The following is a 24,478-nucleotide window of genomic DNA, read 5'->3' as shown; positions in this document are numbered from 1 at the left end:
CGTACCGCGTGGTAGGCGAATCAGGCGGCCACCAGCGTCGACATCAGCGGCCGCAGCGATTCGAACAACCGCTGCCGGTCCCGCAGGTAGAAGTGCCCGCCGCGAAGCATCTGCACCGAGAAGTCGGCCTTGGTCCGCGAACGCCACTGGTGGAGATCGGATTCGCTCACGATGGGGTCCTCGCTGCCGCCGAAGACGTGGATCGGGCAGGGCAGTTCGGTCGCGTCGGCTTCCTGATCGGTCATGAGCAATTTCAGGTCGGTCCGGGTCAGGGTCACGGCTTGCTCGCGCAAGGTGGGCCACCGCGTCAGTCCGGCCGGCATCAAGCCCGTCGCCGCCAGGAATTCGGCCAGCTGGTTGTTGTCGAGTTGATCCACTACCTGCAGAGGCGGCGGAAGGTGCGGTGGGGCATAAGCGGACAGGAACAGCGCCCGCGGCGCCTCGAAGCCCGCGGCAGCACGCACGGAGGCCAACCGGTATGCCAGCAGCGCGCCGAAGCTGTGGCCGAAGAACATGTGCGGTTCGTCGAGCAGCGGTCCGAGTTGTTCGTTCACCTCGTCGACGAGGTCGCGCAGTGTGGCAAAGCGCTCCCGGTTGGGGATCTCGACGGGGACAACCTCGATGGCGGGCTGCAGCGCCTTGCGCCAGGCGTTGAAGGCCAGTGCGCCGCCGCCGGCGTGGTGAAAGCAGAACAACCGCATGGTGATCGTCTCCTGAGTGGCTGGTGAAATCAGAATCAGGGACGTCACTTGGCGGATTCTCAAGGGATTCTTGGAGGATCCTTGCGTTGGGACTGGTCTGGCGCAGGGTTCTTGTATTTCGGTGGATTCCGTTGCCTCCAGGCGGCATCACTCCACCGGTCCAGCAGCGACGTCAGGGCCGCCGCCGACATCCCGTAGCAGCTCGGCAGCCTCTGTCGCTGGCGGCCACGGAAGGGCCGATCGTCAGAGTCGATCGAGGCGAAACTCACCTCGTCTGGACCCTCGCTGCTCGCAGTGCAAAAGGTCCAGCCGTCTTGCCAGGCGAAGGCGCTATTTGGCCCGGTTCGGAAGCCGTCGGAATCCAAAACGAGTGTCGGCAGCTGCGACAGGTCAGCTCGCCGCGGCGCGATCACGATTACCAACACGCCCAACAGAGCCGACAGCACGCCGCCAATGATCTGACTTCGGATGCCATGGACGATGCCGGAGTACACGAACGCCAGGGAAGCCACGATCCATATGGCGCTCATAACCATGATCAGGACTGGTGAAATCGGGCGTTCGGTGAGCGTGATCGGACCCGGGAAGAGTTTGACGAGCTCGTCGACCCGTGCCTTCTCCTCGTCCCTCATGATCGGTCAGCCTCCATCGTCGGATGTGCTGTGATCAGTCTGAACGAAGAGACTTCTTCGTGGGTCGTAATTCCTCCTGAATGGTTCCCGACGGCTAAAGGAGATGATGTCAGCGTGACGGTGAAGCGACTCCATAACGTGCTGGGCATCGGTGGTTTCGAGCCGACGTTCAAGGCCGAGCTGGCGATCCGCTATGACATTCCCAAACTTCCGACGGGTCCGGAGCGGGCCCAGTTTCTGGCACAGCGTGCGGCCGATATCGAGGTGGTTGTGACCTCGGGTGGGCCCGGCGCGGACGCGGAAACCATTGCGGCGCTACCCAACCTGAAGGCGATCGTCAACAACGGCGCCGGTGTGGACGCAATCGATTTGGCGGCAGCCGAGCGCCACGGTGTCGGCGTGAGCAACACACCGGATGTGCTGTCGGATACTGTCGCCGACACCGCCCTGGGTCTGATCCTGATGACATTGCGCCGCTTTGGCGCGGCCGACCGTTATGTGCGGGCAGGCCGATGGGCCGTCGACGGCCCGTTTCCTTACGCCAGGGATGTGAGCGGCCTGCAGGTCGGCATTCTCGGGTTGGGCCGGATCGGTTCGGCCATCGCGACACGGCTGCTCGGATTCGATTGCGCCATCGCCTATCACAACCGACACCGCATCGACGGATCACCATTTCGCTACGCGGAGTCGGCGGTCGAACTGGCCGAATCCGTCGACGTTCTGGTGGTCGCCACGACGGGGGACCGCAGCGCTCGCCATCTGGTAGACCGGGCCGTGCTTGAAGCGCTAGGGCCCGAAGGGTATCTGATCAACATTGCCCGCGGCAGTGTGGTGGATCAGGACACGTTGGTGGAGTTGCTCGTTGGTGGCGGGCTGGCCGGAGCGGGGCTGGATGTCTTCGCCGACGAGCCGAACGTGCCGGCCGAGCTGTTCGCGCTCGACAACGTGGTGCTGTTACCGCACGTCGGCAGCGCGACGGCTCGGACGCGAAAGGCGATGGCGCTGTTGACAATACGCAACCTGGAGAGCTACCTAAACACGGGGGAGTTGGTGACGCCGGTGTTGCGCCCGGCTATGCAACCGCGCGAATGAGGTCGGCGGCGCGACGTGGCTGTTCGATCATGACCAGGTGTCCCGCTGGCGCGACGGTGATCTGCTCTGCTCCAATGTTTTTGGCCAGTCGGATCTGTTGGTTGCGCCAACCCCGGGTGCGCCACCCCGTGTGAGCGGTGGCGACCACGCGGCGGACCGGCGGCAGGGGATGATGGTGGCGCAGTGCGCACAGTTCGTCAGCCAGGTTGTGGTAGGCCACATATTCGGCGAGCAACGCGTCAATGAATCCGGGTTCGGTTGCGGCCCTGCGTATCTCGGATCGCATCTGAGCATCGAGGCCACCGGGACGTAGGCGCTGCACCAGGGTGAGGCCAGCGCGGCCCAGGGGCGTCTGCAAATGCAGTTTGTTCAACAGGCTTGCGGCGGCGTTGGTGATGGCCAGCTTGGTTCGTAGCGGCAGCGCGAGCCACTGTCGGTCGGGGGCGATGCTGGAATCGAGGAGCAGTAACGCGCGGGTTCGGTGAGGGTACAACCGTGCGAATGCCTCGGCGTAATAGCCGCCGACGGAATGCCCGACGAGCACCACCCGATCCGGCTGTCCCGCTGCGTCCAGCACGGCGGCGATCCGGTCGGCCTCGCCGCGCACGGTAGGTGCGTGTACCCGGTCGTCGGTCACGGGTGTGCCGGGACGGTCGAACCGCACGAGTGTGTGGTCATCGGCGAGGTATCTGACCGTGTCACCCCAGTGCAGCGCCCGGCCGCCGAGGCCGCTGCACAACACCACGACCGGGCCGGTGTTTCCGTCGATGAGGACCCGCACCCGATGGCCGTCGACTTCCACATCGACGAGATCGCTCATAACCGGCTGATGGTGCGTACCCGGGCGGTGCGCAGCGCGACATAGATCAGCCATCCGGCGAACACGGCCAGCTCGGCCCGCTGCGCAACCCCGACGACGCCGACGTCGTCAGCGCTGTCGAGCAGGATCGCGACGCCGGTCAGTATCGCCGTGCCGATCAACGCTCCCAGCATGAACAGCCCCATGCGGCGGATCGGCGAAGGGGCGTCTTCACGGACGTCGGCGATGGCAAAGGCCAGCAGTGATGCAATCGCGGCGGCCAGCACGACTCCGCTGCTCAACCAGTGCAACTGATGCCCGATTGGCACCGTGCCTGTTGCTTCACGGGCTTTGCAAACGGCATCCGAACTCGGCGCGCACACCAGCCGCCACACCGTGCTGTCGAAGACGGTCGCCACCGCAAAGACAACTAGTGCCCACCAGCCTCGGCTGCTCCACCGGGAGCGCGGCACGCCGACGAACGCGGCCGCGGCCGCGACGACCAACACGATGGACGCTGCCACATCGCCGGCGCGGAACCATTCGCCGTGCGGCTGGTCCGCGGCGGCGAGTTCACTGATGTAAAGGTCGGGGTCGGGCAGGGTGCGGGTGAAGGCGACTTCCAGTACCCAGTTGGAGTACAGCGCCGCTCCTAGCAGGGCGCCGGCGACGGCGACCCAGCGCAGCGCGGGCAGAAGTGACCGCCGCTGTCGGAGGGTGTCTGCCACCGAGTCAGAGCGTTGCGGCGCGGCCATAGAGCAATCATGCCGTGCTCGTCACCGAGTCGGCGCCAAGCCGCGTAGCGTTGTTGCTCAGGCGCTACGCGAGGTCCTTTGTGATCTCGACGGAGGTGTCGTATTGGCGCACGCCCGTCTGCAGCGCCCGGCGCACCGTTTCTGGCTGGTATTCATACGGCTCGGTGGAGTCGATGAACTGGTGGATGATGTCCACGAAGCGCTCCGGGTGATCGCCGTGGGGCATGTGTCCGGACTCCTCGAAGATTTCCAAGCGCGAACCTGGGATCTGCTGGTGGGCCAACCGGGCGTGGCTGACCGGGATGATCAGGTCGTCCTCGCCCCAGATGATTTGCAGCGGAAGGCCGTGCATCAGGTAGCTGCGGTCCAACATGGTGACGTACTGACCCCGGGTGTCGACCACCCCGCGCAGGGTACGGGCGAATGCTTCTACGGCACCGGGTTTGCGCAAGCCGCCGATCAGGCGCGGCAGGCTTGCCACGTCGCGGGTGAAGCGGGTGGAGCCCCATACGGTTCCGACGGCTCGGCTGACGGCTTCCAGGGCTGGGACCGCGCCAGGCACTCGCAACACCGAGAGCGCCTCGGCGCCCAGGGGCATCGCGGCCACGCGCAATGCAGGGCTCACGTCTTTCGTCACGCCTCCGGCGCTAACCAACACCACGCGCTCGACGAACTGCGGGTACTGGTAGGCGAATTGCGCTGCGACACCGCCGCCCAGCGAATGCCCGACGAGGGTGACGCGGTCGATTTCGAGCGCGGTGAGCAGGTCGCGCAGCCCGTTGGCGAACGAGGCCAACGAGTAGTCAGCGCGCGGCTTGTCGGACTCGCCGTGACCCAGGAAGTCGGGCGCGATAACGGTGAAGCGCTGGGCGAGCTTGGCGTGCACCGGCTCCCAGGTCGTGGAGCTGTCGCCGACGCCGTGCAGCAGCACGATGACCGGGCCCGAGCCGGCGATGCGGAAGGCGCGACGGTGGCCGTGGATCATGCGGTATTGCAGTGTCGGCTCGGTGATATCCCGCACGGGCCGCAGGTGGCGGCGTGATCGGTTCGTCATGGTGTCGTCCCTCCCTGATCTGCTTCTCCACCGCCGAAGCGGGGTGTTGCAGACAAGCTTTCAGTGGGGACCTTGTGGACTTCTTGGAATATTCTTGGCGGCCCAGGTTTGTGCCGTCCAGCCGGCGCGCAGCGATCAGGAATCGACGGAACGATCTTCTGCCGCGGTACCCTTACGGCGCTGTGCCGGCGGCGTTTTCGGCTTTCGTGGCCGCGGGCAGGCCAGCCTTCGCCAGTCGTTCATCAAGGAAGCCAGTTCCTTCTCCGACATTTCGTAGGTCTTCGGGAGCTTGTAGTCGTAGTCTGTGCCGAAGAATTTGGCCACCCGCCCGCGCGTCTTCTTGCCGGCGCCGACGCGATCGAACACGACGCTGGACGTGTCTTCTTCGTGGCGGACCCGGAAGTTGCCCACCTCGCGCCACGGATATGTCTTGCCGTGGTTGCCTTCGATGACCTCGAAATGGTCAGCCGTAAGAACGAGCCCGTCGGCAGAAGTGTCCTTGCGCATGGCTGCCCAGATCGTCAGGCCGGCTATCGCAATGCCGATGGAGACGATGACCATGACTGCAACAGTCGTGCGGGCGTACAGTGCCAAAATGGCCGTCGCGACGGCAATCACGAGAACGATATTCCAGTTGATTGCCTTCGGGCGCAATGTGATTGGTCCGGGGAAGTGGGCCAGAACCTCGTCCGGCGACATCGCTGAACTCATAGCGGCGCCCACGTTCTCCTTCGTCCGGGTCAGTGTATAGCGGTGATACTGCCGCCGGTGCCTTGAAGGATTCTTGGAGGATCGTGCGAAGTCTTGGGGCCGGTTCTAGCCGACCTTGGTGAGGGTGAAGGTGTCGTGCGGGTCCGGGATGCCGCAGGGCGCCGGGCTGTCGACGAAGTCGACTTCCCCGACGAGCGTGCGAGGGTCCCAGGATTGATGGACGGTGACCGGATGCATCCCGCCGCCCCACGTTGAACCGTTGTCGCCGAGGAAATATTCGGGACATGTCACGCCATCGGGAACGGTGCGCGTGACGGTGTGACGGCCGTTGATAAGCGGCGCAGCGAAACCGTGCCCCGGAGTGGTGGTCACCTGGGCGACGCAGTCTGGGCTGCACGTAGTCCGGACAGTCCATGTCGCAGCAAAGCCGTCATCGTCGAGATAGGTGTAGACGCCGTCCATCGCCGGGCTGTCGGCCCGGGCCATTGGTATCGCCGGGGAAAAACAAACGCCGCATGATAGCGCAACAGCTGCAGCGAGTGCGTTCGTCCTCATGTCTTCACCTTCTGTCGTCGGCGTCGTTGCCTATGGACAATGTGGACGAAGTGTATCAGCTAAAAGTGCAGGTTAAGCCCTATTTTCTGGACGGAGGGCGCAAGATGTCTGCAAGTCTGGGCACCGCATGGCGCTGGCCTGCGGAATTACACTCACCATGCGTATTAAATGAGTTTGCCTAGGCAGGGCACCTGGACGGTTCCAGATCGCGCACGGTCTGCCTGCCCACCGGCTCACAGCACGGAAGCGCGCAACGCGGAAATCCTGGCAATTGCTGATCGCCAATACCGAAGCTGCCTATCATCTACTCGTTCCGGCAATTGCCGCCACGAAGAAATGTCCGCCACGAAGAATCGGAGTGCTCGATGTCGGTAGCGAGCACGGCGGATTCCGCGGCATGACGTTCACAGGTGCCGGCCGGGCCGAGCTCACCGGTCGAGTGATCCGCCCTGAAGATGCCGATTACGCCCCGGCGAGTGCTGGCTGGAATTTGCTTTTCACGCACGAACCCGCGGTGATCGTGTTCGCCCAAGAAACACAGGATGTCGTCAACGCGTTGGCCTGGGCCCGACAAAACAACGTTGTGCCACGGGTGCGCAGCGGCCGGCACTGCCTGGAGGGCTGGTCCAGTGTCGATGGCGGCATCGTCATCGATGTCAGCGACATGAAGTCGGCGACCATCGACACGGAATCCAACGTTGCGACCGTCGGCCCGGGCTTCAATCAGCTTGAAGCCGTTACGGCGCTTGGCAAGTCCGGCGTTGCGGCAGCGACCGGCACCGAAGGAACCGTTGGGCTGGCCGGTGCAACGCTAGGTGGCGGATTCGGGTTGCTGACGCGTGCTTTCGGCATGGCTTCGGACAACCTGCTTGCGGCGGAAATCGTCGTCGCATCGGAAAACGCTGGGGCACAGGCGATCATCGCCGACGAGACCGAAAACTCGGATCTGCTCTGGGCGCTGCGCGGCGCCGGCAACGGCAACTTCGGAATCGTCACGTCGCTGACCTACCGGGTCCATCCACTGACGCAGACAATCTACGTCGTCGCGGCGTGGTCCGGACTCGATGATCTGGTAACGGTTTTCGACGTCTGGCAGCGCTCGGCACCGTATACCGACGACCGACTCACCAGCCAGCTGGAGATCACCGGCGACGAAATCGTGCTGATAGCTGCCCTCGCCGGCGGGTCAGAGGCAACGGCGCGAGAACTGCTTGGCCCTATCCTGTCGGTCGGCAGTCCAGATGTGTCGATGACGAATGCACATTGGTCCGACACCTACACGGCATTTCAGATACCGACCGCCGATGAGCCGTCGAACTGGAAGTTCTTCTCGCAGTTCATTTCTGATCCGTTCCCGGTGGAAGCCATCGACCTGGTCGGCTCGTTTATGACGAAAGCCCCCACGCCGAAATGCAACTACTTCACCAACGCGCTAGGGGGTGTCGTCACGCGCAGTGAACCCGGCGGCGGCTCGGCCTACGCGCACCGCAACGCGCTGTTCTATGCCGAGCCAGGCGCCGGCTGGGGCACCCGCGGCGATGGAATACCTGCCGCGGCCGACCCGCTGACCGGGCCGTGTCTGGCGTGGATCGCGGAGTTCGCGCAAGCGTTAGAGCCCTACGTGCAGGGCGCTTACGTCAACGTTCCGAACGCCGGGATGCCGGACTGGGAGACCGCCTACTGGGGAGCCAATGTCGCGCGGCTACGCAGCATCAAGGCAAAATACGACCCCCACAACGTCTTTCACTTCGAGCAAAGCATCTCACCAGCGACACCACCGTCGGCGGCAATGTGACCGGGTGGACGCGAATGTTCAGACGGTGTTGGGGTCGGCTACCTGAACGTCGGGTGACACGTCGCCCACCCGTGTCGCGGTGAACGGGATGACGATCGGCGGGCACGGTGCCTCTAACTGAGTGCTGACTCCCACGAAGGTTCCGTCGGGTTTCACTTGAAAGGCAAGCGTTTCGGTGCCCTGCTTGATGGAGCCGTTGCAGGTGAACATCTTCCACCTGGTCGCCACCCACTGATCTCTGTTCTCGCGGAACACCAGCGCACCTTCCTCGGGCGGCTGCAGCCAGGTAGGCCCGATCGAGGTGTCCCATCCCGTCGCAACGCACCCGGATGGCGGGCACGCCGAACGCATCGCTATCGACCTCGAATACGACCCGGTCGGCTTTGCTACGCCGTCGATCGTCTGCTTGCTCCCGTCGAAGGCAAACCGGTAGGTGCCCTCAGCTAACGCCGACGCCGAAGCTGTGCCGGGCGTAATCAGGATGCCTGCCGTCCCGACGGTTACGGCGAAAGTTGCCGCTAGAAGTATTCGAGAGATGCTCATGTGCCGGCCCTTTGATAGTTGCCCAGAGGCCAATCGTGGGTGCACGAGCTAACTAACGCAAGAGCTTGGGTCGGATCCGGCTTCGAAGCTGACCAGGCCATTCATCAAATCGTCAACGTTCCTACAGGTGGATTCGGGCAGCGTTCGGCGAGGACGTCTCGAACGACTTGGAAAGGGCACAGCGATGAGTTTCTTGGTCTCGCCTCCGGAGGTCATATCAGCATTGATTTCTTCTGGTGCGGGTTCGGGTCCGATGTTCTCAGCGGCGGCGGCGTGGACCGGGTTGGCCGCTGAGCTGGACTCGGCGGCGGACGCGTTTGTATCGGTGACTTCAGGTGTGGCTGGCCACGCGTGGCAAGGGGCGGCGTCTCAAGCAATGGCGGCGGCGGCGGTCCCTTACGCCGGCTGGCTTAGTGCTGCCGCGGCTCACGCGTCCGGATCGGCGGCACAGGCCAGCGTCGTCGCGGGTGTGTTCGAGTCGGCGCTGGCAGCCACGGTGCATCCGGCGTTGGTAGCGGCCAACCGTTATGACTTGGTGTCCCTGGTCATGTCGAACCTGTTCGGACAGAACGCACCCGCGATTGCGGTCACCGAAGGGCTGTACGAGGAGATGTGGGCTCAGGATGTGGCCGCCATGGTGGCCTATCACAGTGGGGCGTCGGCGGCAGCGGCCGAACTGGCGTCGATGACGACGGCAATACTGCCCAACTTCGGTCAAAACGGCGCACCGCCTGCCGCCGCGCTGCCGACCGACGTTCTGTTCAGCCGCGCCGGGATCGGCTATGGCAACGTCGGCAGCTTGAACTTTGGCCTCTACAACAACGGGACTGCCAACTTCGGTATGAACAACACTGGGACTGCCAATCTCGGGATGGGCAACGTCGGCACGGGCAACACCGGCTTTTTCAACCGCGGCAACGGCAATCTGGGGCTGCCGTTAGGCGGCTCGCTACCGTGGTTGGGCGTAGGAAATACAGGCAATTTCAACCAGGGCTTGTTCAACACCGGCAGTTACAACATCGGCATCGGGCTCACCGGTGACCACCTGACGGGGATCGGCCCGCTGCACTTCGACAACAATGCGTTGCCCGCCGCTGCCGAAGCTGTCCGCAACTACGGTTACGGCAATATCGGCCACCAGAATGTCGGCTTTTTCAACACCGGCAGGGTAAACGTCGGTTTGTTCAACACTGGCGATTTGAACATCGGCATCGGCAACACCGGCAGCGTCAACTTCGGCTTTGGGAACACCAGTCCCTATTTCAAGGTCGAACCCAACTTCACCACGTTCGGTTCCTACGGTGTCTTCAACAACGGCAGTGAGCTCATCGGCGGATGGAACACCGGGTTTCATAACATCGGTATCGGCAATGTCGGCACCTACAACTCGGGTTTGCCGATCGCGTACCTCAACGCGCTTGGTGTCGGCAACCATGGCGACTTCAACTCGGGATTTTTCAACACCGGCTCCCATAATCAGGGCCTGTTCAACACCGGTAGTTACAACGTCGGCATTGGGCTCACCGGTGACCATCTGATCGGCATCGGCCCGTTGAACACCAGCAGCAGATAGGTTGAATGTTGTTGTCCAGCAACCAGATTCCTGTGCATGGTTATCCCGATCAGTGACCGTTGCTGCGCGCGCTTCCGCCGTTCAAGCATGGCTCTTGGGTTGCTACTCGTTCAAAGGAGAGCTGCTACCGCTCCTGGGTCTTTATAGAACACATCCAGTTCCACGATCAGGCCGTCGCGTACGGAGAATACCTCGGCTAAGTTCATCGCCACATTCTCACCGGACGCGCGCGCAGTGAATGTCAGGCGGTAGTAAAGCACGACCTTATCGCCGTCAACGATGTAGCGCATTTCCGGGCTCGGCACGAGGTCAAGCAAGGGCATCATTTTTCCGATCAATTCGGAGAAGCCCACGGCGCCAAAATAATCGCCACTGTATGGCACGCCGCCCGCCGCGTGAATAACGAAGTCGGCGTGTAATAGGGCAAGCACGTCATCGAGCCTTCCCTCGCCGAATGCGCGGACGAAGGTCTCGACGGCTGTGCGGGAATCGTTGGTTTGGAGCATTCACCTAACCCCATTCGTTCGGAGCTACACCGAATGTGAACGGTACCCGTTGGCCGAGAACATCCGCCGCTTCGGACATAGGGCTATTCCATACGGCAATGCCTTATCAGCACGCCGACGACGACAGCGGTAAGAAACTAGCTGCCGATCCGCCGGCGCACGGCTCAACGGAGGTAGGTAGCGATAGGTACACGGCCCACTACGAGCGCTGTTTCCACTGGTAGACGCTGTGCCCCCGGCAGGATTCGAACCTGCGGCCTTCTGCTCCGGAGGCAGACGCTCTATCCCCTGAGCTACGGGGGCGCTCGAAAACCATCTTGCGCCATGGGCATCAAACAGCCTCGCAAGAGTAGCGCATCTCGGTAACCGCCCGACCACCGGTAATGGATTCGAGGCGCAAGCACCTCAGCCAATAGGATGGACGCTCGTGACCCCCGCCGACCTCGCTGAGCTGCTCAAAATCACCGCCGCCGCGGTGCTGGCCGAGCATGGCCTCGACGTGTCCGCGCTGCCTCAGACGGTCACTGTGGAGCGGCCGCGCAACCCCGAGCACGGCGATTACGCCTCCAACCTGGCCCTGCAACTGGGCAAGAAGGTCGGTGCAAACCCCCGTGAGCTGGCCGGATGGCTGGCCGAGGCGCTGACGCAGGCCGACGGGATCGCATCGGCCGAGGTGGCCGGTCCCGGCTTTATCAACATGCGTCTGGAGGCTTCAGCCCAGGCCAAGATCGTCACCAGCGTCATCGATGCAGGTGACAGCTTCGGCCACTCTGATGCGCTGAAAAGCCAGAAGGTCAATCTGGAATTCGTCTCGGCCAACCCCACCGGGCCCATCCACATCGGCGGCACCCGCTGGGCCGCCGTCGGCGACGCCTTGGGGCGACTGCTCACCACGCAGGGCGCCGACGTGGTCCGCGAGTACTACTTCAACGACCACGGCGCGCAGATCGACCGGTTCGCCAGTTCCCTGGTGGCCGCGGCGAAAGGCGAGCCGACCCCAGAAGACGGCTACGCCGGCACCTACATCAGTGACATCGCCGCGCAGGTCCTGCAGAAGGTGCCCGACGCGCTGGACCTGCCCGAGACAGAAGTGCTCGATACCTTCCGCGAGATCGGCGTCGACCTGATGTTCAACCACATCAAGGAGTCGCTGCACGAATTCGGCACCGACTTCGACGTCTACACCCACGAAGACTCGATGCACACCAGTGGACGAGTGGACGAAGCCATCGCGAAACTTCGTGCCACCGGCAACATTTACGAGAAGGACGGCGCGACGTGGTTGCGCAGCAGCGCTTTTGGTGACGACAAAGATCGCGTCGTGATCAAAAGCGACGGCAAGCCGGCCTACGTCGCCGGAGACCTGGCGTATTACTTGGACAAGCGGGCACGCGGATTCGACCTGTGCATCTACATGCTCGGTGCCGACCACCACGGCTACATCGCCCGACTTAAAGCCGCCGCAGCCGCTTTCGGTGAGGACCCGGCCACTGTCGAGGTGCTCATCGGGCAGATGGTCAACCTGGTCCGCGACGGCCAGCCGGTCAAGATGAGCAAGCGGGCGGGCACGGTGATCACGCTCGACGACCTGGTCGAGGCCATCGGTGTCGATGCGGCACGCTACAGCTTGATCCGCTCCTCGGTGGACACCCCGATCGACATCGATCTGGCGCTGTGGTCTTCGGCTTCGAACGAAAACCCGGTCTATTACGTGCAATACGCGCATGCCCGCCTCTCGGCACTGGCGCGAAATGCTGCCGAACTCGGCCTGATCGCCGATACCGGGCATCTTGGATTGCTCAGCCATGACAAAGAGGGCACCCTGTTACGCACTATCGGCGAGTTCCCTCGGGTGCTTGAAACGGCCGCCGCCCTGCGTGAACCGCACCGGGTCTGCCGTTACCTGGAAGACCTCGCGGGCGACTACCACCGGTTCTACGACGCCTGCCGGATTCTGCCGCAAGGCGACGAAGAACCCACCGAACTCAACATCGCACGGTTGGCGCTGTGCCAGGCCACCCGCCAGGTCGTCGCCAACGGGTTGGCCATCCTCGGAGTCAGTGCCCCGGAGCGAATGTGAACGTCCACCCCGCCGGTCCCCGGCACGCCGAGGAGACCCGACACGCCGGCAGCCCGCCTCGTCCGCAGTCGGCCGAGGAGCTGCTGCGGTTGGCGCCAAATGTCTGGCCGCGCAACACCGTTCGCGATGAGACAGGGATAGCCTCCATTGCGGGTGTCAAGCTGACCGATCTCGCTCACGAGTATGGAACGCCCCTGTTCGTCATCGACGAGGACGACTTCCGGTCGCGTTGCCGGGAAACCGCCGCCGCGTTCGGCGGGGGAGGGAACGTGCACTACGCGGCTAAGGCGTTCCTGTGCAGCGAGATTGCGCGGTGGATCGAGCAAGAGGGCCTGTCGCTGGACGTATGCACCGGTGGTGAACTGGCCGTCGCGCTGAACGCCGGCTTCCCCCCGGAGCGAATCACGCTGCACGGCAACAACAAATCCGTCACCGAACTGACCACCGCGGTGAAAGCTGGTGTCGGCCATGTCGTTCTGGATTCGATGATCGAGATCGAACGACTCGACGCGATCGCTGGCGAAGCCGGCGTGGTGCAGGATGTCTTGGTACGACTTACCGTCGGTGTGGAAGCGCACACCCACGAGTTCATTTCCACCGCACACGAGGACCAGAAGTTCGGGCTGTCGGTGGCCAGTGGCGCGGCGATGGACGCGGTTCGACGCGTGTTCGCCGCCGATCACCTACGACTGGTCGGTCTGCACAGCCACATTGGTTCGCAGATCTTCGACGTCGCTGGGTTCGAGATCGCCGCCCACCGGGTCATCGGCTTGTTGCGCGACGTCGTCGCGGAGTTCGGCGTCGACAAGACCGCTCAGGTGTCGACCGTGGATCTCGGTGGCGGCCTGGGCATTTCGTACCTGGCTCCGGACGATCCCCCGCCGATCGCCGAACTGGCGGCCAAACTGAGCGCCATCGTCAGCAACGAATCGGCTGCCGTCGGACTGCCCACGCCCAAGCTGGTGGTCGAACCCGGGCGTGCCATTGCCGGGCCGGGCACCGTCACGCTGTACGAGGTCGGCACCGTCAAGGACGTCGACATCAGCGCCAGCGCGAACCGACGCTACGTGAGCGTGGACGGTGGCATGAGCGACAACATCCGCACCGCGCTCTACGACGCGCAGTACGACGTGCGCCTGGTTTCGCGCCTCAGCGATGCGCCGTCCACCCAGGCCCGTCTGGTCGGAAAGCATTGCGAGACTGGGGATATCATCGTGCGCGATACGTGGGTGCCCGACGACATCCGGCCCGGCGACCTGGTCGCGGTGGCCGCGACGGGTGCGTACTGCTATTCCCTGTCGAGTCGTTACAACATGGTCTGCCGTCCAGCTGTAGTCGCGGTGCGAGCGGGGGAGTCCCGCTTGGTCCTGCGTCGCGAGACGGTCGACGATCTGCTGAGTCTGGAGGTGAGGTGACCGTGCCCGATAACGACAAGGACGAAAAGGCCGTCGGCGTAGCGGTACTCGGGTTGGGTGTAGTCGGCAGCGAAGTCGTTCGCATCATCAATGAGAGCGCTGACGACCTGGCCGGCCGAATCGGCGCGCCCCTGGTGCTGCGTGGCATCGGGGTGCGCCGCGTCGAGACCGACCGCGGCGTGCCGATCGAACTGCTGACCGACGACATCGACGAACTCGTTCGGCGCGAGGACGTCGACATCGTCGTGGAAGTGATGGGACCTGTCGAACCGGCGCGCAAGGCCATCCTGGCCGCCCTCGCGCACGGCAAGTCCGTGGTCACCGCGAACAAGGCGTTGATGTCTATAGCCAGTGGGGAATTGGCGGCAGCCGCCGAAAGTGAAGCTGTCGACCTGTATTTCGAGGCCGCGGTTGCCGGTGCGATCCCGGTCATCCGTCCCCTGACCCAATCGCTGGCCGGCGATACCGTGCTACGGGTCGCCGGCATCGTCAACGGCACCACCAATTACATCCTCTCGGAAATGGGCAGCACCGGAGCCGATTACGAGAAGGCGCTGGCCGACGCGAGCGCGCTCGGTTACGCCGAGGCTGACCCGACTGCCGACGTCGAAGGTTACGACGCCGCCGCCAAGGCCGCGATCCTGGCATCCATCGCCTTTCACACGCGGGTGACCGCCGACGACGTCTACCGCGAGGGCATTACCAAGATCACCCCGGACGACTTCGAGTCCGCCAAATCGCTGGGCTGCACCATCAAGCTGTTGTCCATCTGTGAGCGCATCACCACCGACGAAGGGCAGCAACGGGTTTCGGCCCGCGTGTATCCGGCCTTGGTGCCGCTGTCGCATCCACTCGCTTCGGTCAACGGCGCCTTCAATGCCGTTGTCGTCGAGGCAGAGGCCGCTGGCCGGCTGATGTTCTACGGGCAGGGCGCCGGCGGTGCCCCCACTGCGTCGGCGGTTACCGGCGATCTGGTGATGGCGGCCCGCAACAGGGTGCTTGGCAGTCGTGGGCCGCGTGAGTCGCGCTACGCCCGTCTTCCCGTCGCACCAATGGGTTTCATCCCCACCCGCTACTACGTAAGCATGAACGTTGCGGACCGGCCGGGCGTGTTGTCCGCGGTGGCAGCAGAATTCGCCAAGCGTGAGGTCAGTATCGCCGAGGTGCGCCAGGAAGGCGTGGTAGGTGAAGGCGGCCAGCGGGTGGGGGCGCGGATTGTGGTGGTCACCCACCAGGCAACCGATGCCGCGCTGTCGGAAACCGTTGACGCGCTGGCCGACTTGGACGTGGTGCAGAGTGTGGCAAGTGTGCTGCGACTGGAAGGGACGGACCTATGAGTGCCCCACGGACGACGGTCCACCAACCCTGGCCCGGCCTGATCGCGGCCTACCGGGACAGGCTCCCAGTCGGCGACGATTGGACGCCGGTCACCCTGCTCGAGGGCGGCACACCCTTGATCGCAGCGCCTCGGTTGTCCGAGAAGACTGGTTGCACAATCCATCTCAAGGTCGAGGGACTCAACCCCACCGGGTCGTTCAAGGACCGTGGCATGACGATGGCCGTCACCGATGCGCTGGCCCGTGGTCAGCAGGCGGTGTTGTGCGCGTCCACCGGCAACACGTCCGCCTCTGCTGCCGCCTACGCCGCGCGCGCTGGTATCACCTGCGCGGTGCTCATTCCGCAAGGCAAGATCGCGATGGGCAAACTGGCGCAAGCGGTCATGCACGGCGCCAAGATCATTCAGATCGATGGCAATTTCGACGACTGCCTGGAACTGGCTCGCAAGATGACTTCGGACTTCCCGACGATCTCGTTGGTCAATTCGGTGAACCCGGTCCGCATCGAAGGCCAGAAGACTGCGGCCTTCGAAATCGTCGACGCGCTCGGCGTCGCACCGGACGTGCACGCGCTCCCAGTTGGCAACGCGGGCAACATCACCGCTTATTGGAAGGGCTACACGGAGTATCACCGCGATGGCGTGATCGACAAGCTGCCTCGGATGCTGGGCACGCAGGCCGCGGGTGCGGCGCCCCTGGTACACGGTGAGCCGGTAGCCAACCCCGAAACCATTGCCACGGCAATCCGCATCGGCGCTCCGGCGTCCTGGACCGCGGCCGTCGAAGCGCAGCAGCAATCCAACGGCCGCTTCCTAGCTGCCACCGACGAAGAGATCCTCGCCGCCTACCACCTGGTCGCAAGCGCCGAAGGAGTTTTCGTCGAGCCCGCATCGGCCGCCAGCATCGCCGGCCTGCTCAAGTCCATCGACGATGGCTGGGTAAAGCGCGGCTCGACGGTGGTGTGCACGGTAACCGGCAACGGGCTCAAGGATCCCGACACCGCCCTTAAGGACATGCCGAAAGTCGAAGCGCTGCCGGTTGACCCGGTCCTGGTAGTCGAGCAGCTGGGGCTGGGATAGTGACGTTCGCCGGCGCGGCGCAGTCGGGCGCAGCGGGGGGCCACGAATCGGCCCTCTCGGCCGGGCCCGGAGCCGGCCCAACCCTGCCCGCGGGTCTGTCGGCAACCGCCGTGGTTTCGGCATCCAGCGCCAACCTCGGGCCGGGGTTCGACAGCCTGGGTCTGGCCCTGAGTTTGGTCGACGAAATCATTGTCGAGACAACGGATTTCGGTCTCGTCGTGACCGTCGAGGGTGAGGGCGCCGGCCAAGTCCCGCTGGGCGCCGATCACCTGGTGGTGCGGGCCATTCAGCGCGGATTACAGGCCGGGGGAGTCACCGCCGCAGGACTAGTGGTGCGCTGCCGCAACGACATCCCGCACTCCCGTGGTCTGGGTTCTTCGGCAGCCGCGGTGGTGAGCGGCATCGCCGCGGCCAACGGCCTTATCGCACAGACCGATTTGGCACCACTTTCCGAGAGTCAGCTGATCCAGCTGTCGTCTGAGTTCGAAGGTCACCCCGACAACGCCGCCGCCGCCGTGCTGGGTGGGCCGGTGGTCTCCTGGGCTGACAACAGCAGTGGCCGGCCCGAGTACGCCGCCGTGCCCCTGCGTCTGCATCCCGACATCCATCTGTTCGCTGCGATTCCCGAGGAGCGCTCCTCCACGGCGGAGACGCGAGTCCTGTTGCCCCCGCAGGTGAACCATGAGGACGCGCGGTTCAATCTCAGTCGGACGGCGTTGCTGGTGGTCGCACTCACCCAGCGACCCGATCTGCTGATGCCAGCCACCGAGGACGTACTTCATCAACCGCAACGTGCACCGGCGATGCCCGCTTCGGCGGAATATTTGAGGCTGCTGCGGCGTCTTAATATCGCGACGGTCCTTTCCGGGGCTGGTCCTTCGCTGCTAGCGCTCAGTACCGAGCCGGAATTGCCCGCCGAGGCGGTGCAGTATGGAACCGCGAATGGATTCATGGTGAAGAAGATGACGGCCGGCCAAGGAGTTCGCTGGAGGCCGGGAGTGAAGGTCCCCGGTTGATCGACAGCGTGGCGGCGGGTTTGCTTGCTTCCCGCAGGGAAGCGGGTTATCCTCGGAGCCGTCCAGCAATTGCAGCATCTGCTCTGCACAAACTGCCTTGACGCTAGGACAAACACCAATTCTTCTCGTGAACGAGGTTCGCTGTTTCGTCGCCGATCCTGGCGATCACCGTTGAAGAGTCGATGATTGGGCGCACTCAGCAACTTGTCTGATTGCTTGACCTGATGCAGGAAACCCCCGTTTGACGTGATCACCGGGGCGAGAAAGGAAATCCGTGACTGATACGGACCTCATCACGGCTGGCGAAAGCACCGACGCCGAGAAGACGTCGAACTCCGTGACCACTGATACTTCCGACGTCTCAGACGTCAAATCCAATGCGCCCGCGAGTTCGCTGGCCACCATGGTGCTGCCCGAACTGCGTGCGCTGGCTAACCAAGCCGGCGTCAAGGGGACGTCGGGTATGCGTAAGAACGAACTGATCGCCGCGATTCAGGAAAGCCGGGGCCAGGCCAACGGCAAGTCATCTGGCAAGCCTGCCGAGGATGCCGCGCCACAAGACTCCGCTCAAAGCGACGCGACCCAAGCTCCGTCCGGCCAGGAGGCGCAAGCCACGGAAAAATCCGGACAGCAGCCGGCGGCACAAGACGAGCAGAACGCGACCGAAACCCCGCGGCGGGAACGACGCGGTGCCTCTCGGGGGGCAGGAGCGGCCGGCGGCAACAAGGGTGACAACCCCGGCGAAGCCGAGACCCGCGAGCAGGCCCAAGAAAAGGCCCAAGAAAAGGGCCAAGACAGAAACCAAGGCAAGAACCAAGACAAGGGCGAACGCGAGCAGAAGTCCGAGAAGAACGACGACCGCTCGGCGGACTCCGGTGCCAACCGCGACAATGACCAGGGCGGCGATGCCCAAGGCGGCCAGCAGCGCGGTGGTTCCAACCAGCAAGATGACGACGGCGACGGGCGTCAGGGTCGGCGGGGACGTCGGTTCCGCGACCGCAGGCGTCGCGGTGAGCGGTCCGGTGAAGGCGGGGGCGAAGCCGAACTGCGCGAGGATGACGTCGTCCAGCCGGTAGCCGGAATCCTGGACGTCCTGGACAACTACGCCTTCGTGCGCACGTCCGGTTATCTGGCCGGCCCGCACGACGTCTACGTGTCCATGAACATGGTGCGCAAGAACGGTCTGCGTCGCGGTGATGCGGTCACCGGCGCGGTTCGTGTGCCCCGCGAGGGAGAATCGGGCGACAAGAATCCGCGGCAGAAGTTCAACCCGCTGGTCCGGCTGGACAGCATCAACGGCGGATCGATCGAAGACGCCAAGAAGCGACCCGATTTCTCTAAGCTGACCCCCCTCTATCCCAACCAGCGGCTGCGTCTGGAAACCACACCCGACCGGCTGACCACCAGGGTCATCGACCTGATCATGCCCATCGGTAAGGGACAGCGTGCGCTGATCGTTTCTCCGCCCAAGGCCGGTAAGACGACGATCCTGCAGGACATCGCCAACGCGATCACCCGCAACAACCCCGAATGCCACCTCATGGTGGTGCTCGTCGACGAGCGGCCTGAAGAGGTCACCGACATGACCCGCTCGGTCAAGGGTGAGGTCATCGCCTCCACCTTCGACCGGCCGCCGTCAGACCACACCTCGGTCGCCGAATTGGCCATCGAGCGCGCCAAGCGCCTCGTGGAGCAGGGCAAAGACGTCGTGGTGCTGCTGGACTCGATCACCCGTCTGGGCCGCGCGTACAACAACGCGTCGCCGGCCTCGGGCCGGATCCTGTCCGGTGGTGTCGACTCGACCGCCCTCTACCCGCCCAAGCGTTTCCTGGGTGCCGCCCGCAACATCGAAGAAGGTGGCTCGCTGACCATCATCGCCACCGCGATGGTCGAGACCGGTTCCACCGGCGACACGGTCATCTTCGAGGAGTTCAAGGGCACGGGTAACGCCGAACTCAAGCTGGACCGCAAGATCTCGGAACGGCGGGTATTCCCCGCGGTCGACGTGAACCCCTCCGGCACCCGCAAGGACGAACTGTTGCTCTCGCCCGACGAGTTCGCCATCGTCCACAAGCTGCGGCGCGTGCTGTCGGGTCTGGATTCTCACCAGGCCATCGACCTGCTGATGTCGCAGCTGCGTAAGACGAAGACCAACTACGAGTTCCTGGTGCAAGTGTCCAAGACGACACCTCAGATGGATAACGACTAGCGCACCGGAATAGCCGCGGGCATCCCTGCGTTTTGGGATAGCAGCGGTTGACCTGGCATAATCGCGGCCAACGATCGAAGAGGACAGTATGAAAACCGACATCCATCCCGCCTACGAGGAGACCACCGTGGTCTGCGGTTGCGGGAATTCGTTTCAGACCCGCAGCACCAAGCAGGGTGGCCGCATCGTGGCCGAGGTCTGCTCGCAGTGCCACCCGTTCTACACCGGAAAGCAGAAGATTCTCGACAGCGGCGGTCGCGTCGCCCGCTTCGAGAAGCGGTACGGCAAGCGCAAGGTCGGCACCGACCAAGCTGCCGACAAATAGTTGGCTTTCCGACGCCCGAACTGTGCACCGAAGCGCACAGGCCGGGCGTCGGTTTGCGTTCGGGGTAAGGGCCCGCGGTAGGAAGGTATGACGTGACGCAGCCGGTGCAGACGATCGACGTCTTGCTCGCCGAGCACGCTGAGCTTGAGCAGGCGTTGGCCGATCCCGAGCTGCACAGCAAACCTGACGAGGCGCGCAAGGTCGGACGTCGATTCGCTCGGCTGGCTCCGATCGTCGCGACGCACCGCAAGCTGGTGGCGGCCCGCGAGGACCTGGAGACCGCCCGTGAACTGGCCGCCGACGACGAGTCATTCGCCGAAGAGGTCACCGAATTGGCGGCTCGGGTCGCCGAACTGGACATCCAACTCACCGACATGCTGGCGCCGCGCGACCCGCACGACGTCGACGACATCCTGCTCGAGGTGAAATCCGGTGAGGGAGGCGAGGAATCGGCGCTGTTCGCCGCCGACCTGGCCAGGATGTACATCCGCTATGCCGAGCGGCATGGCTGGAATGTGACGGTACTGGGCGAAACCACGTCGGATCTCGGCGGTTACAAGGACGCCACGCTGGCCATCGCGAGCAAGGGCGATTCAGCCGATGGAGTGTGGTCGCGGATGAAATTCGAGGGTGGCGTGCACCGTGTGCAGCGGGTGCCGGTGACGGAATCCCAAGGGCGCGTGCATACTTCGGCTGCCGGCGTGCTGGTATACCCGGAGCCCGAAGAGGTCGGCGAGGTGCAGATCGACGAATCGGATCTGCGTATCGACGTCTACCGGTCCTCGGGCAAGGGCGGCCAAGGTGTCAATACCACCGACTCCGCGGTGCGTATCACCCATCTGCCCACCGGAATCGTCGTCACCTGCCAAAACGAACGGTCGCAGCTACAGAACAAGACCCGTGCGCTGCAGGTGTTGGCGGCGCGTTTGCAGGTGCTGGCCGAAGAGCAGGCACTTGCCGATGCCTCGGCCGATCGGGCCAGCCAGATCCGCACGGTGGACCGTAGCGAACGCATCCGGACCTACAACTTCCCGGAAAACCGGATCACCGACCACCGAATCGGTTTCAAGTCACACAATCTCGACCAGGTACTCGATGGCGACCTGGACGCGCTGTTCGACGCGCTGAGCGAAGCCGACAAGCAGGCCCGTCTGCAGCAGGCGCCGTGAGCCTGCGCAACGCCATCGACTCCGCTGCGGTGCGACTGGCCGAAGCCGGAATCGACTCTGCGCGTTTTGATGCCGAGGAACTAGCCGCTCATGTGGCGGGCACCGACCGCGGCCGGCTGGCTCTCATGGAACCGCCCGGCGACGAGTTCTTCGGGCGATATCACGACGCCGTGTCCGCGCGCTCCCGGCGGGTGCCGTTGCAGCACCTGCTCGGCACGGCCGCATTCGGTCCGGTGTTGCTGCACGTCGGACCGGGGGTATTCATACCCCGTCCGGAGACCGAAGCCATCCTGGAATGGGCTGGGGAGCAACCACTTTCGGACCAACCGATGATCGTCGATCTGTGCACCGGGTCCGGTGCTTTGGCGATTGCGCTGGCGCGGCACTGGCCAGGCGCCCGGGTGATCGGCATCGACGACTCCGAGACTGCGCTGAGCTACGCACGTCGCAACACCGAGGGCAGCAGGGTAGAACTCGTGTGCGCCGACGTCACCACCGCGGGACTGCTTCCCGAACTGGACGGCCGGGTCGATCTGGTCGTCGCGAACCCTCCCTACGTTCCGGATGGCATCAGGCTGGAACCTGAAGTAATGCAACATGATCCGCTGCACGCGGTGTTCGGCGGCCCGGATGGTATGGCGGTGATCCCCGCGGTGGTCGCACTGGCCGGACGCTGGCTGCGTCCCGGTGGCCTGTTCGCCGTAGAGCACGACGACACCACCTCGGCGCTCACCGTCGAATCCGTAACCACGACAGGGCTTTTCAACGACATCACAGCCAGAGACGATTTGGCCGGCCGGCCACGGTTCGTCACGGCCCGAAGGAATGCCGCGCATGGGTGACGTCTTCGACTGCGGTGACCCGGACCAACGTGCCCGCGGAATTGAATCGGCGGTAGGCGCCCTCAAGGCCGGCCGGTTGGTAGTCATGCCGACGGACACCGTCTACGGCATCGGCGCCGACGCGTTCGACCGCACCGCGGTGGATGCGCTGCTGGCCGCCAAGGGGCGGGGCCGCGACATGCCCGTGGGTGTGCTTGTCGGTTCCTGGCACACGATCGAGGGCCTGGTCTATGGGATGCCCGACGGCGCGCGTGATCTGGTTCGGGCGTTCTGGCCGGGTGCGCTCAGCCTCGTGGTGGTGCAGGCGCCGTCGCTGCAATGGGATCTCGGGGATGCACACGGCACCGTGATGCTGCGGATGCCTTTGCATCCGGTCGCCATCGAGTTGTTGCGCGAGGTCGGGCCCATGGCGGTCTCCAGCGCCAACGTCTCCGGCCAGCCCGCCGCCGTCGACGCCAGCGAGGCGCGTCGCCAACTCGGTGCCAGCGTGGACGTCTATCTCGATGCCGGACCCTCTGCTCAGCAGGCCGCGTCGACGATCGTCGACTTGAGCGGAAACGCGCCGCGCATCCTGCGGGAGGGGCCGGTAAGCACCGCGCGCGTCGCCGAGGTGCTCGGCGTGGACCCCGCCACCCTGATCGGCGAGCCCCCGGTCTGACGAACCCGAGAGCGTCGCCGAGGTGCTCGGCGTGGGCCCCGCCACCCTGATCGGCGAGCCCCCGGTCTGACGAACCCGAGAGATAAACCACGCACACCTGTGACGGCGTGTCGTGTGCGTGGGTTATCTGTCGCGGCACCGGCGGCACCGGCGGCAACCCGCGACACCGGCGGCAACCCGCGGGCAACCCGCGGCAACTAGGCCAAACAAGCACACTCAGGTCCGTGAAGTAAGGTCTCGTGGTGTCCAGCGACGTGACCAGCCTTGCCGGTGGTTTGCTCGCCCTCTCGGATCGCGGCGCCGGCGTCCCGTTGCGTGAGCTAGCCCTGGTTGGCTTGACCGCCGCGATCATCACGTACTTCGCCACCGGGCCGGTACGCGTGCTGGCCACGCGGTTGGGTGCCGTGGCCTATCCCCGGGAACGCGATGTGCACGTGACGCCCACCCCGCGCATGGGCGGACTGGCGATGTTCACCGGCGTGGTCTCCGCCGTCTTTCTGGCTTCGCAACTGCCCGCTCTCACCCGGGGGTTCGTCTATTCCACCGGCATGCCCGCAGTGTTGGTCGCGGGTGCGGTGATCATGGGCATCGGTCTGATCGACGACCGGTGGGGACTGGATGCCTTGACCAAGTTCGCCGGACAGATCACCGCGGCCAGCGTCCTGGTCACCATGGGGGTGGCCTGGAGCGTTCTGTACATCCCGGTGGGCGGCGTCGGCACCATCGTGCTGGACCAGGCTTCCTCGATCCTGCTCACGTTGGCGCTGACCGTCTCGATCGTGAACGCGATGAACTTCGTCGACGGGCTCGACGGACTGGCCGCCGGACTGGGACTGATCACTGCGCTGGCGATCTGCATGTTCTCCGTAGGACTGCTGCGCGACCATGGCGGCGACGTGCTGTACTACCCGCCGGCGGTGATTTCGGTCGTTCTGGCGGGAGCTTGCCTCGGCTTTCTGCCGCACAACTTCCATCGCGCCCGGATATTCATGGGGGACTCGGGTTCGATGCTGATCGGGCTGATGCTCGCGGCGGCGTCCACGACCGCTGCCGGCCCGATTTCCCAGAACGCCTACGGCGCCCGCGACGTGTTTGCTCTGCTGTCGCCGTTTCTCCTCGTGGTCGCGGTCATGTTCGTGCCGATGCTCGACCTGCTGCTGGCGATCGTTCGGCGTACCCGGGCCGGCCGCAGCGCCTTCACTCCCGACAAGATGCACCTGCACCATCGGCTGCTGCAGATCGGCCATTCGCACCGGCGGGTGGTTCTGCTCATCTATCTGTGGGTGGGCATCGTTGCGTTCGGTGCGGCGAGCACAATCTTTTTCGACCCTCGGCACACGGCGGCGGTGATGTTGGGAGCGATCGCGGTCGCGGGCGTCGCGACGGTGATTCCACTCTTACGCGGCCGCGACGAGGACTACGACGACGAGTAGTAGTGCCGTCGACCCTGTGGTACGGTGCTGGTAGAACCCCGAAATAAACCTCGCGGGTTGCCGGCCCCCCGGCCCGTCGGATGCCAATCCGGCCGCGCCGAATGAAGACCGACACAGGGAGCTACCCCTTGGGTAAGTTCAGCGCGACCCTTGCGATACGCTCGGCGAGCCACGGGTCAGTAGGTCAAGTGGTTTCCGC

23 protein-coding genes and 1 tRNA gene are annotated in these 24,478 nt (G+C 64.4%); 14 read left to right on the top strand and 10 right to left on the bottom strand.

Annotated elements, in window-relative coordinates:
• Positions 1–20: 20 nt before the first annotated feature.
• Both A5634_RS06780 and A5634_RS06775 read right to left on the bottom strand, forming a co-directional pair.
• Positions 21–749 carry a thioesterase II family protein gene (locus tag A5634_RS06780; protein WP_081290241.1) on the bottom strand — a complete coding sequence of 243 codons (729 nt, stop codon included), beginning with the start codon at positions 747–749 and terminating at the stop codon, positions 21–23.
• An 11-nt stretch (positions 750–760) separates the two neighbouring features.
• On the bottom strand, positions 761–1,333 hold the full coding sequence (locus A5634_RS06775; RefSeq protein WP_065143290.1) for a hypothetical protein: 573 nt from the start codon (positions 1,331–1,333) through the stop codon (positions 761–763).
• A gap of 114 nt (positions 1,334–1,447) precedes the next feature.
• Between A5634_RS06775 and A5634_RS06770 the strand changes: the two genes are divergently transcribed.
• Positions 1,448–2,425 (top strand): 2-hydroxyacid dehydrogenase, encoded by a 978-nt coding sequence (locus A5634_RS06770; RefSeq protein WP_065143323.1) that lies wholly within the window; start codon positions 1,448–1,450, stop codon positions 2,423–2,425.
• Here A5634_RS06770 and A5634_RS06765 read toward each other — a convergent pair.
• The 5 genes from A5634_RS06765 to A5634_RS06745 form a co-directional block, all read right to left on the bottom strand.
• Positions 2,406–3,245: an alpha/beta fold hydrolase gene (locus tag A5634_RS06765; RefSeq protein ID WP_065143289.1), complete on the bottom strand. Its 840-nt coding sequence runs from the start codon at positions 3,243–3,245 to the stop codon at positions 2,406–2,408. The genes A5634_RS06770 and A5634_RS06765 overlap by 20 nt on opposite strands.
• Positions 3,242–3,952: a DUF998 domain-containing protein gene (locus tag A5634_RS06760; RefSeq protein WP_172831642.1), complete on the bottom strand. Its 711-nt coding sequence runs from the start codon at positions 3,950–3,952 to the stop codon at positions 3,242–3,244. The genes A5634_RS06765 and A5634_RS06760 overlap by 4 nt, the downstream gene beginning before the upstream one ends.
• A 91-nt stretch (positions 3,953–4,043) precedes the next feature.
• Positions 4,044–5,033 (bottom strand): alpha/beta fold hydrolase, encoded by a 990-nt coding sequence (locus A5634_RS06755; RefSeq protein ID WP_065143287.1) that lies wholly within the window; start codon positions 5,031–5,033, stop codon positions 4,044–4,046.
• A gap of 135 nt (positions 5,034–5,168) precedes the next feature.
• A complete protein-coding gene (locus tag A5634_RS06750; RefSeq protein ID WP_155769390.1) occupies positions 5,169–5,732 on the bottom strand; it encodes a hypothetical protein in 564 nt (187 codons plus the stop codon).
• A gap of 117 nt (positions 5,733–5,849) precedes the next feature.
• Positions 5,850–6,230: a hypothetical protein gene (locus A5634_RS06745; protein WP_065143285.1), complete on the bottom strand. Its 381-nt coding sequence runs from the start codon at positions 6,228–6,230 to the stop codon at positions 5,850–5,852.
• A 466-nt stretch (positions 6,231–6,696) separates the two neighbouring features.
• Between A5634_RS06745 and A5634_RS06740 the strand changes: the two genes are divergently transcribed.
• A complete protein-coding gene (locus A5634_RS06740; protein ID WP_065143322.1) occupies positions 6,697–8,094 on the top strand; it encodes an FAD-binding oxidoreductase in 1,398 nt (465 codons plus the stop codon).
• Between the two features lie 18 nt (positions 8,095–8,112).
• Here the strand turns inward: A5634_RS06740 and A5634_RS06735 are convergent, their stop codons facing one another.
• The gene (locus A5634_RS06735; RefSeq protein WP_065143284.1) at positions 8,113–8,637 is read right to left on the bottom strand and encodes a hypothetical protein; all 525 of its coding nucleotides are present in this window, start codon (positions 8,635–8,637) and stop codon (positions 8,113–8,115) included.
• A 184-nt stretch (positions 8,638–8,821) separates the two neighbouring features.
• Between A5634_RS06735 and A5634_RS06730 the strand changes: the two genes are divergently transcribed.
• Positions 8,822–10,210, top strand: coding sequence for a PPE family protein (locus A5634_RS06730; RefSeq protein WP_081290239.1), 1,389 nt, complete (start codon positions 8,822–8,824; stop codon positions 10,208–10,210).
• Positions 10,211–10,320: 110 nt separating this feature from the next.
• Here the strand turns inward: A5634_RS06730 and A5634_RS06725 are convergent, their stop codons facing one another.
• Together A5634_RS06725 and A5634_RS06720 are read right to left on the bottom strand one after the other, a co-directional pair.
• A complete protein-coding gene (locus tag A5634_RS06725) occupies positions 10,321–10,716 on the bottom strand; it encodes a nuclear transport factor 2 family protein (protein WP_065143282.1) in 396 nt (131 codons plus the stop codon).
• 230 nt (positions 10,717–10,946) lie between these two features.
• Positions 10,947–11,019 (bottom strand) — tRNA-Arg (locus tag A5634_RS06720).
• 124 nt (positions 11,020–11,143) lie between these two features.
• On the opposite strand from A5634_RS06720, the gene argS reads away from it, so the two are divergent.
• From argS to rfe, 11 genes are all read left to right on the top strand, one after another.
• Positions 11,144–12,796 carry an arginine--tRNA ligase gene (gene argS, locus A5634_RS06715; RefSeq protein WP_065143281.1) on the top strand — a complete coding sequence of 551 codons (1,653 nt, stop codon included), beginning with the start codon at positions 11,144–11,146 and terminating at the stop codon, positions 12,794–12,796.
• Positions 12,797–12,876: 80 nt separating this feature from the next.
• Positions 12,877–14,211 carry a diaminopimelate decarboxylase gene (lysA, locus tag A5634_RS06710; RefSeq protein WP_253861502.1) on the top strand — a complete coding sequence of 445 codons (1,335 nt, stop codon included), beginning with the start codon at positions 12,877–12,879 and terminating at the stop codon, positions 14,209–14,211.
• Between the two features lie 2 nt (positions 14,212–14,213).
• Positions 14,214–15,548: a homoserine dehydrogenase gene (locus A5634_RS06705; protein WP_065143321.1), complete on the top strand. Its 1,335-nt coding sequence runs from the start codon at positions 14,214–14,216 to the stop codon at positions 15,546–15,548.
• Entirely contained in the window at positions 15,545–16,627 is a 1,083-nt protein-coding gene (gene thrC / locus A5634_RS06700; protein ID WP_065143279.1) for a threonine synthase, read from the top strand. The genes A5634_RS06705 and thrC overlap by 4 nt, the downstream gene beginning before the upstream one ends.
• An 83-nt stretch (positions 16,628–16,710) precedes the next feature.
• Entirely contained in the window at positions 16,711–17,643 is a 933-nt protein-coding gene (thrB, locus tag A5634_RS06695; protein WP_065143320.1) for a homoserine kinase, read from the top strand.
• 274 nt (positions 17,644–17,917) lie between these two features.
• Positions 17,918–19,852, top strand: coding sequence for a transcription termination factor Rho (rho, locus tag A5634_RS06690; RefSeq protein WP_065143278.1), 1,935 nt, complete (start codon positions 17,918–17,920; stop codon positions 19,850–19,852).
• A gap of 88 nt (positions 19,853–19,940) precedes the next feature.
• Positions 19,941–20,177 (top strand): 50S ribosomal protein L31, encoded by a 237-nt coding sequence (gene rpmE, locus A5634_RS06685; protein ID WP_065143277.1) that lies wholly within the window; start codon positions 19,941–19,943, stop codon positions 20,175–20,177.
• Between the two features lie 92 nt (positions 20,178–20,269).
• Positions 20,270–21,346, top strand: coding sequence for a peptide chain release factor 1 (prfA, locus tag A5634_RS06680; RefSeq protein ID WP_065143276.1), 1,077 nt, complete (start codon positions 20,270–20,272; stop codon positions 21,344–21,346).
• Positions 21,343–22,188: a peptide chain release factor N(5)-glutamine methyltransferase gene (gene prmC, locus A5634_RS06675; RefSeq protein WP_065143275.1), complete on the top strand. Its 846-nt coding sequence runs from the start codon at positions 21,343–21,345 to the stop codon at positions 22,186–22,188. Before prfA ends, prmC begins: the two co-directional genes overlap by 4 nt.
• A complete protein-coding gene (locus A5634_RS06670; RefSeq protein ID WP_065143319.1) occupies positions 22,181–22,846 on the top strand; it encodes an L-threonylcarbamoyladenylate synthase in 666 nt (221 codons plus the stop codon). The genes prmC and A5634_RS06670 overlap by 8 nt, the downstream gene beginning before the upstream one ends.
• Before the next feature lie 239 nt (positions 22,847–23,085).
• Positions 23,086–24,279, top strand: a complete 1,194-nt coding sequence (rfe, locus tag A5634_RS06665; protein WP_172831641.1) for a UDP-N-acetylglucosamine--decaprenyl-phosphate N-acetylglucosaminephosphotransferase — start codon at positions 23,086–23,088, stop codon at positions 24,277–24,279.
• Positions 24,280–24,478: the final 199 nt, after the last annotated feature.

This window comes from Mycobacterium asiaticum, from assembly GCF_001673365.1.
Taxonomy (GTDB): domain Bacteria; phylum Actinomycetota; class Actinomycetes; order Mycobacteriales; family Mycobacteriaceae; genus Mycobacterium; species Mycobacterium asiaticum_A.
Note: the sequence above shows the minus strand (reverse complement) of the source record. Positions and strands in the feature narration are given on the sequence as shown.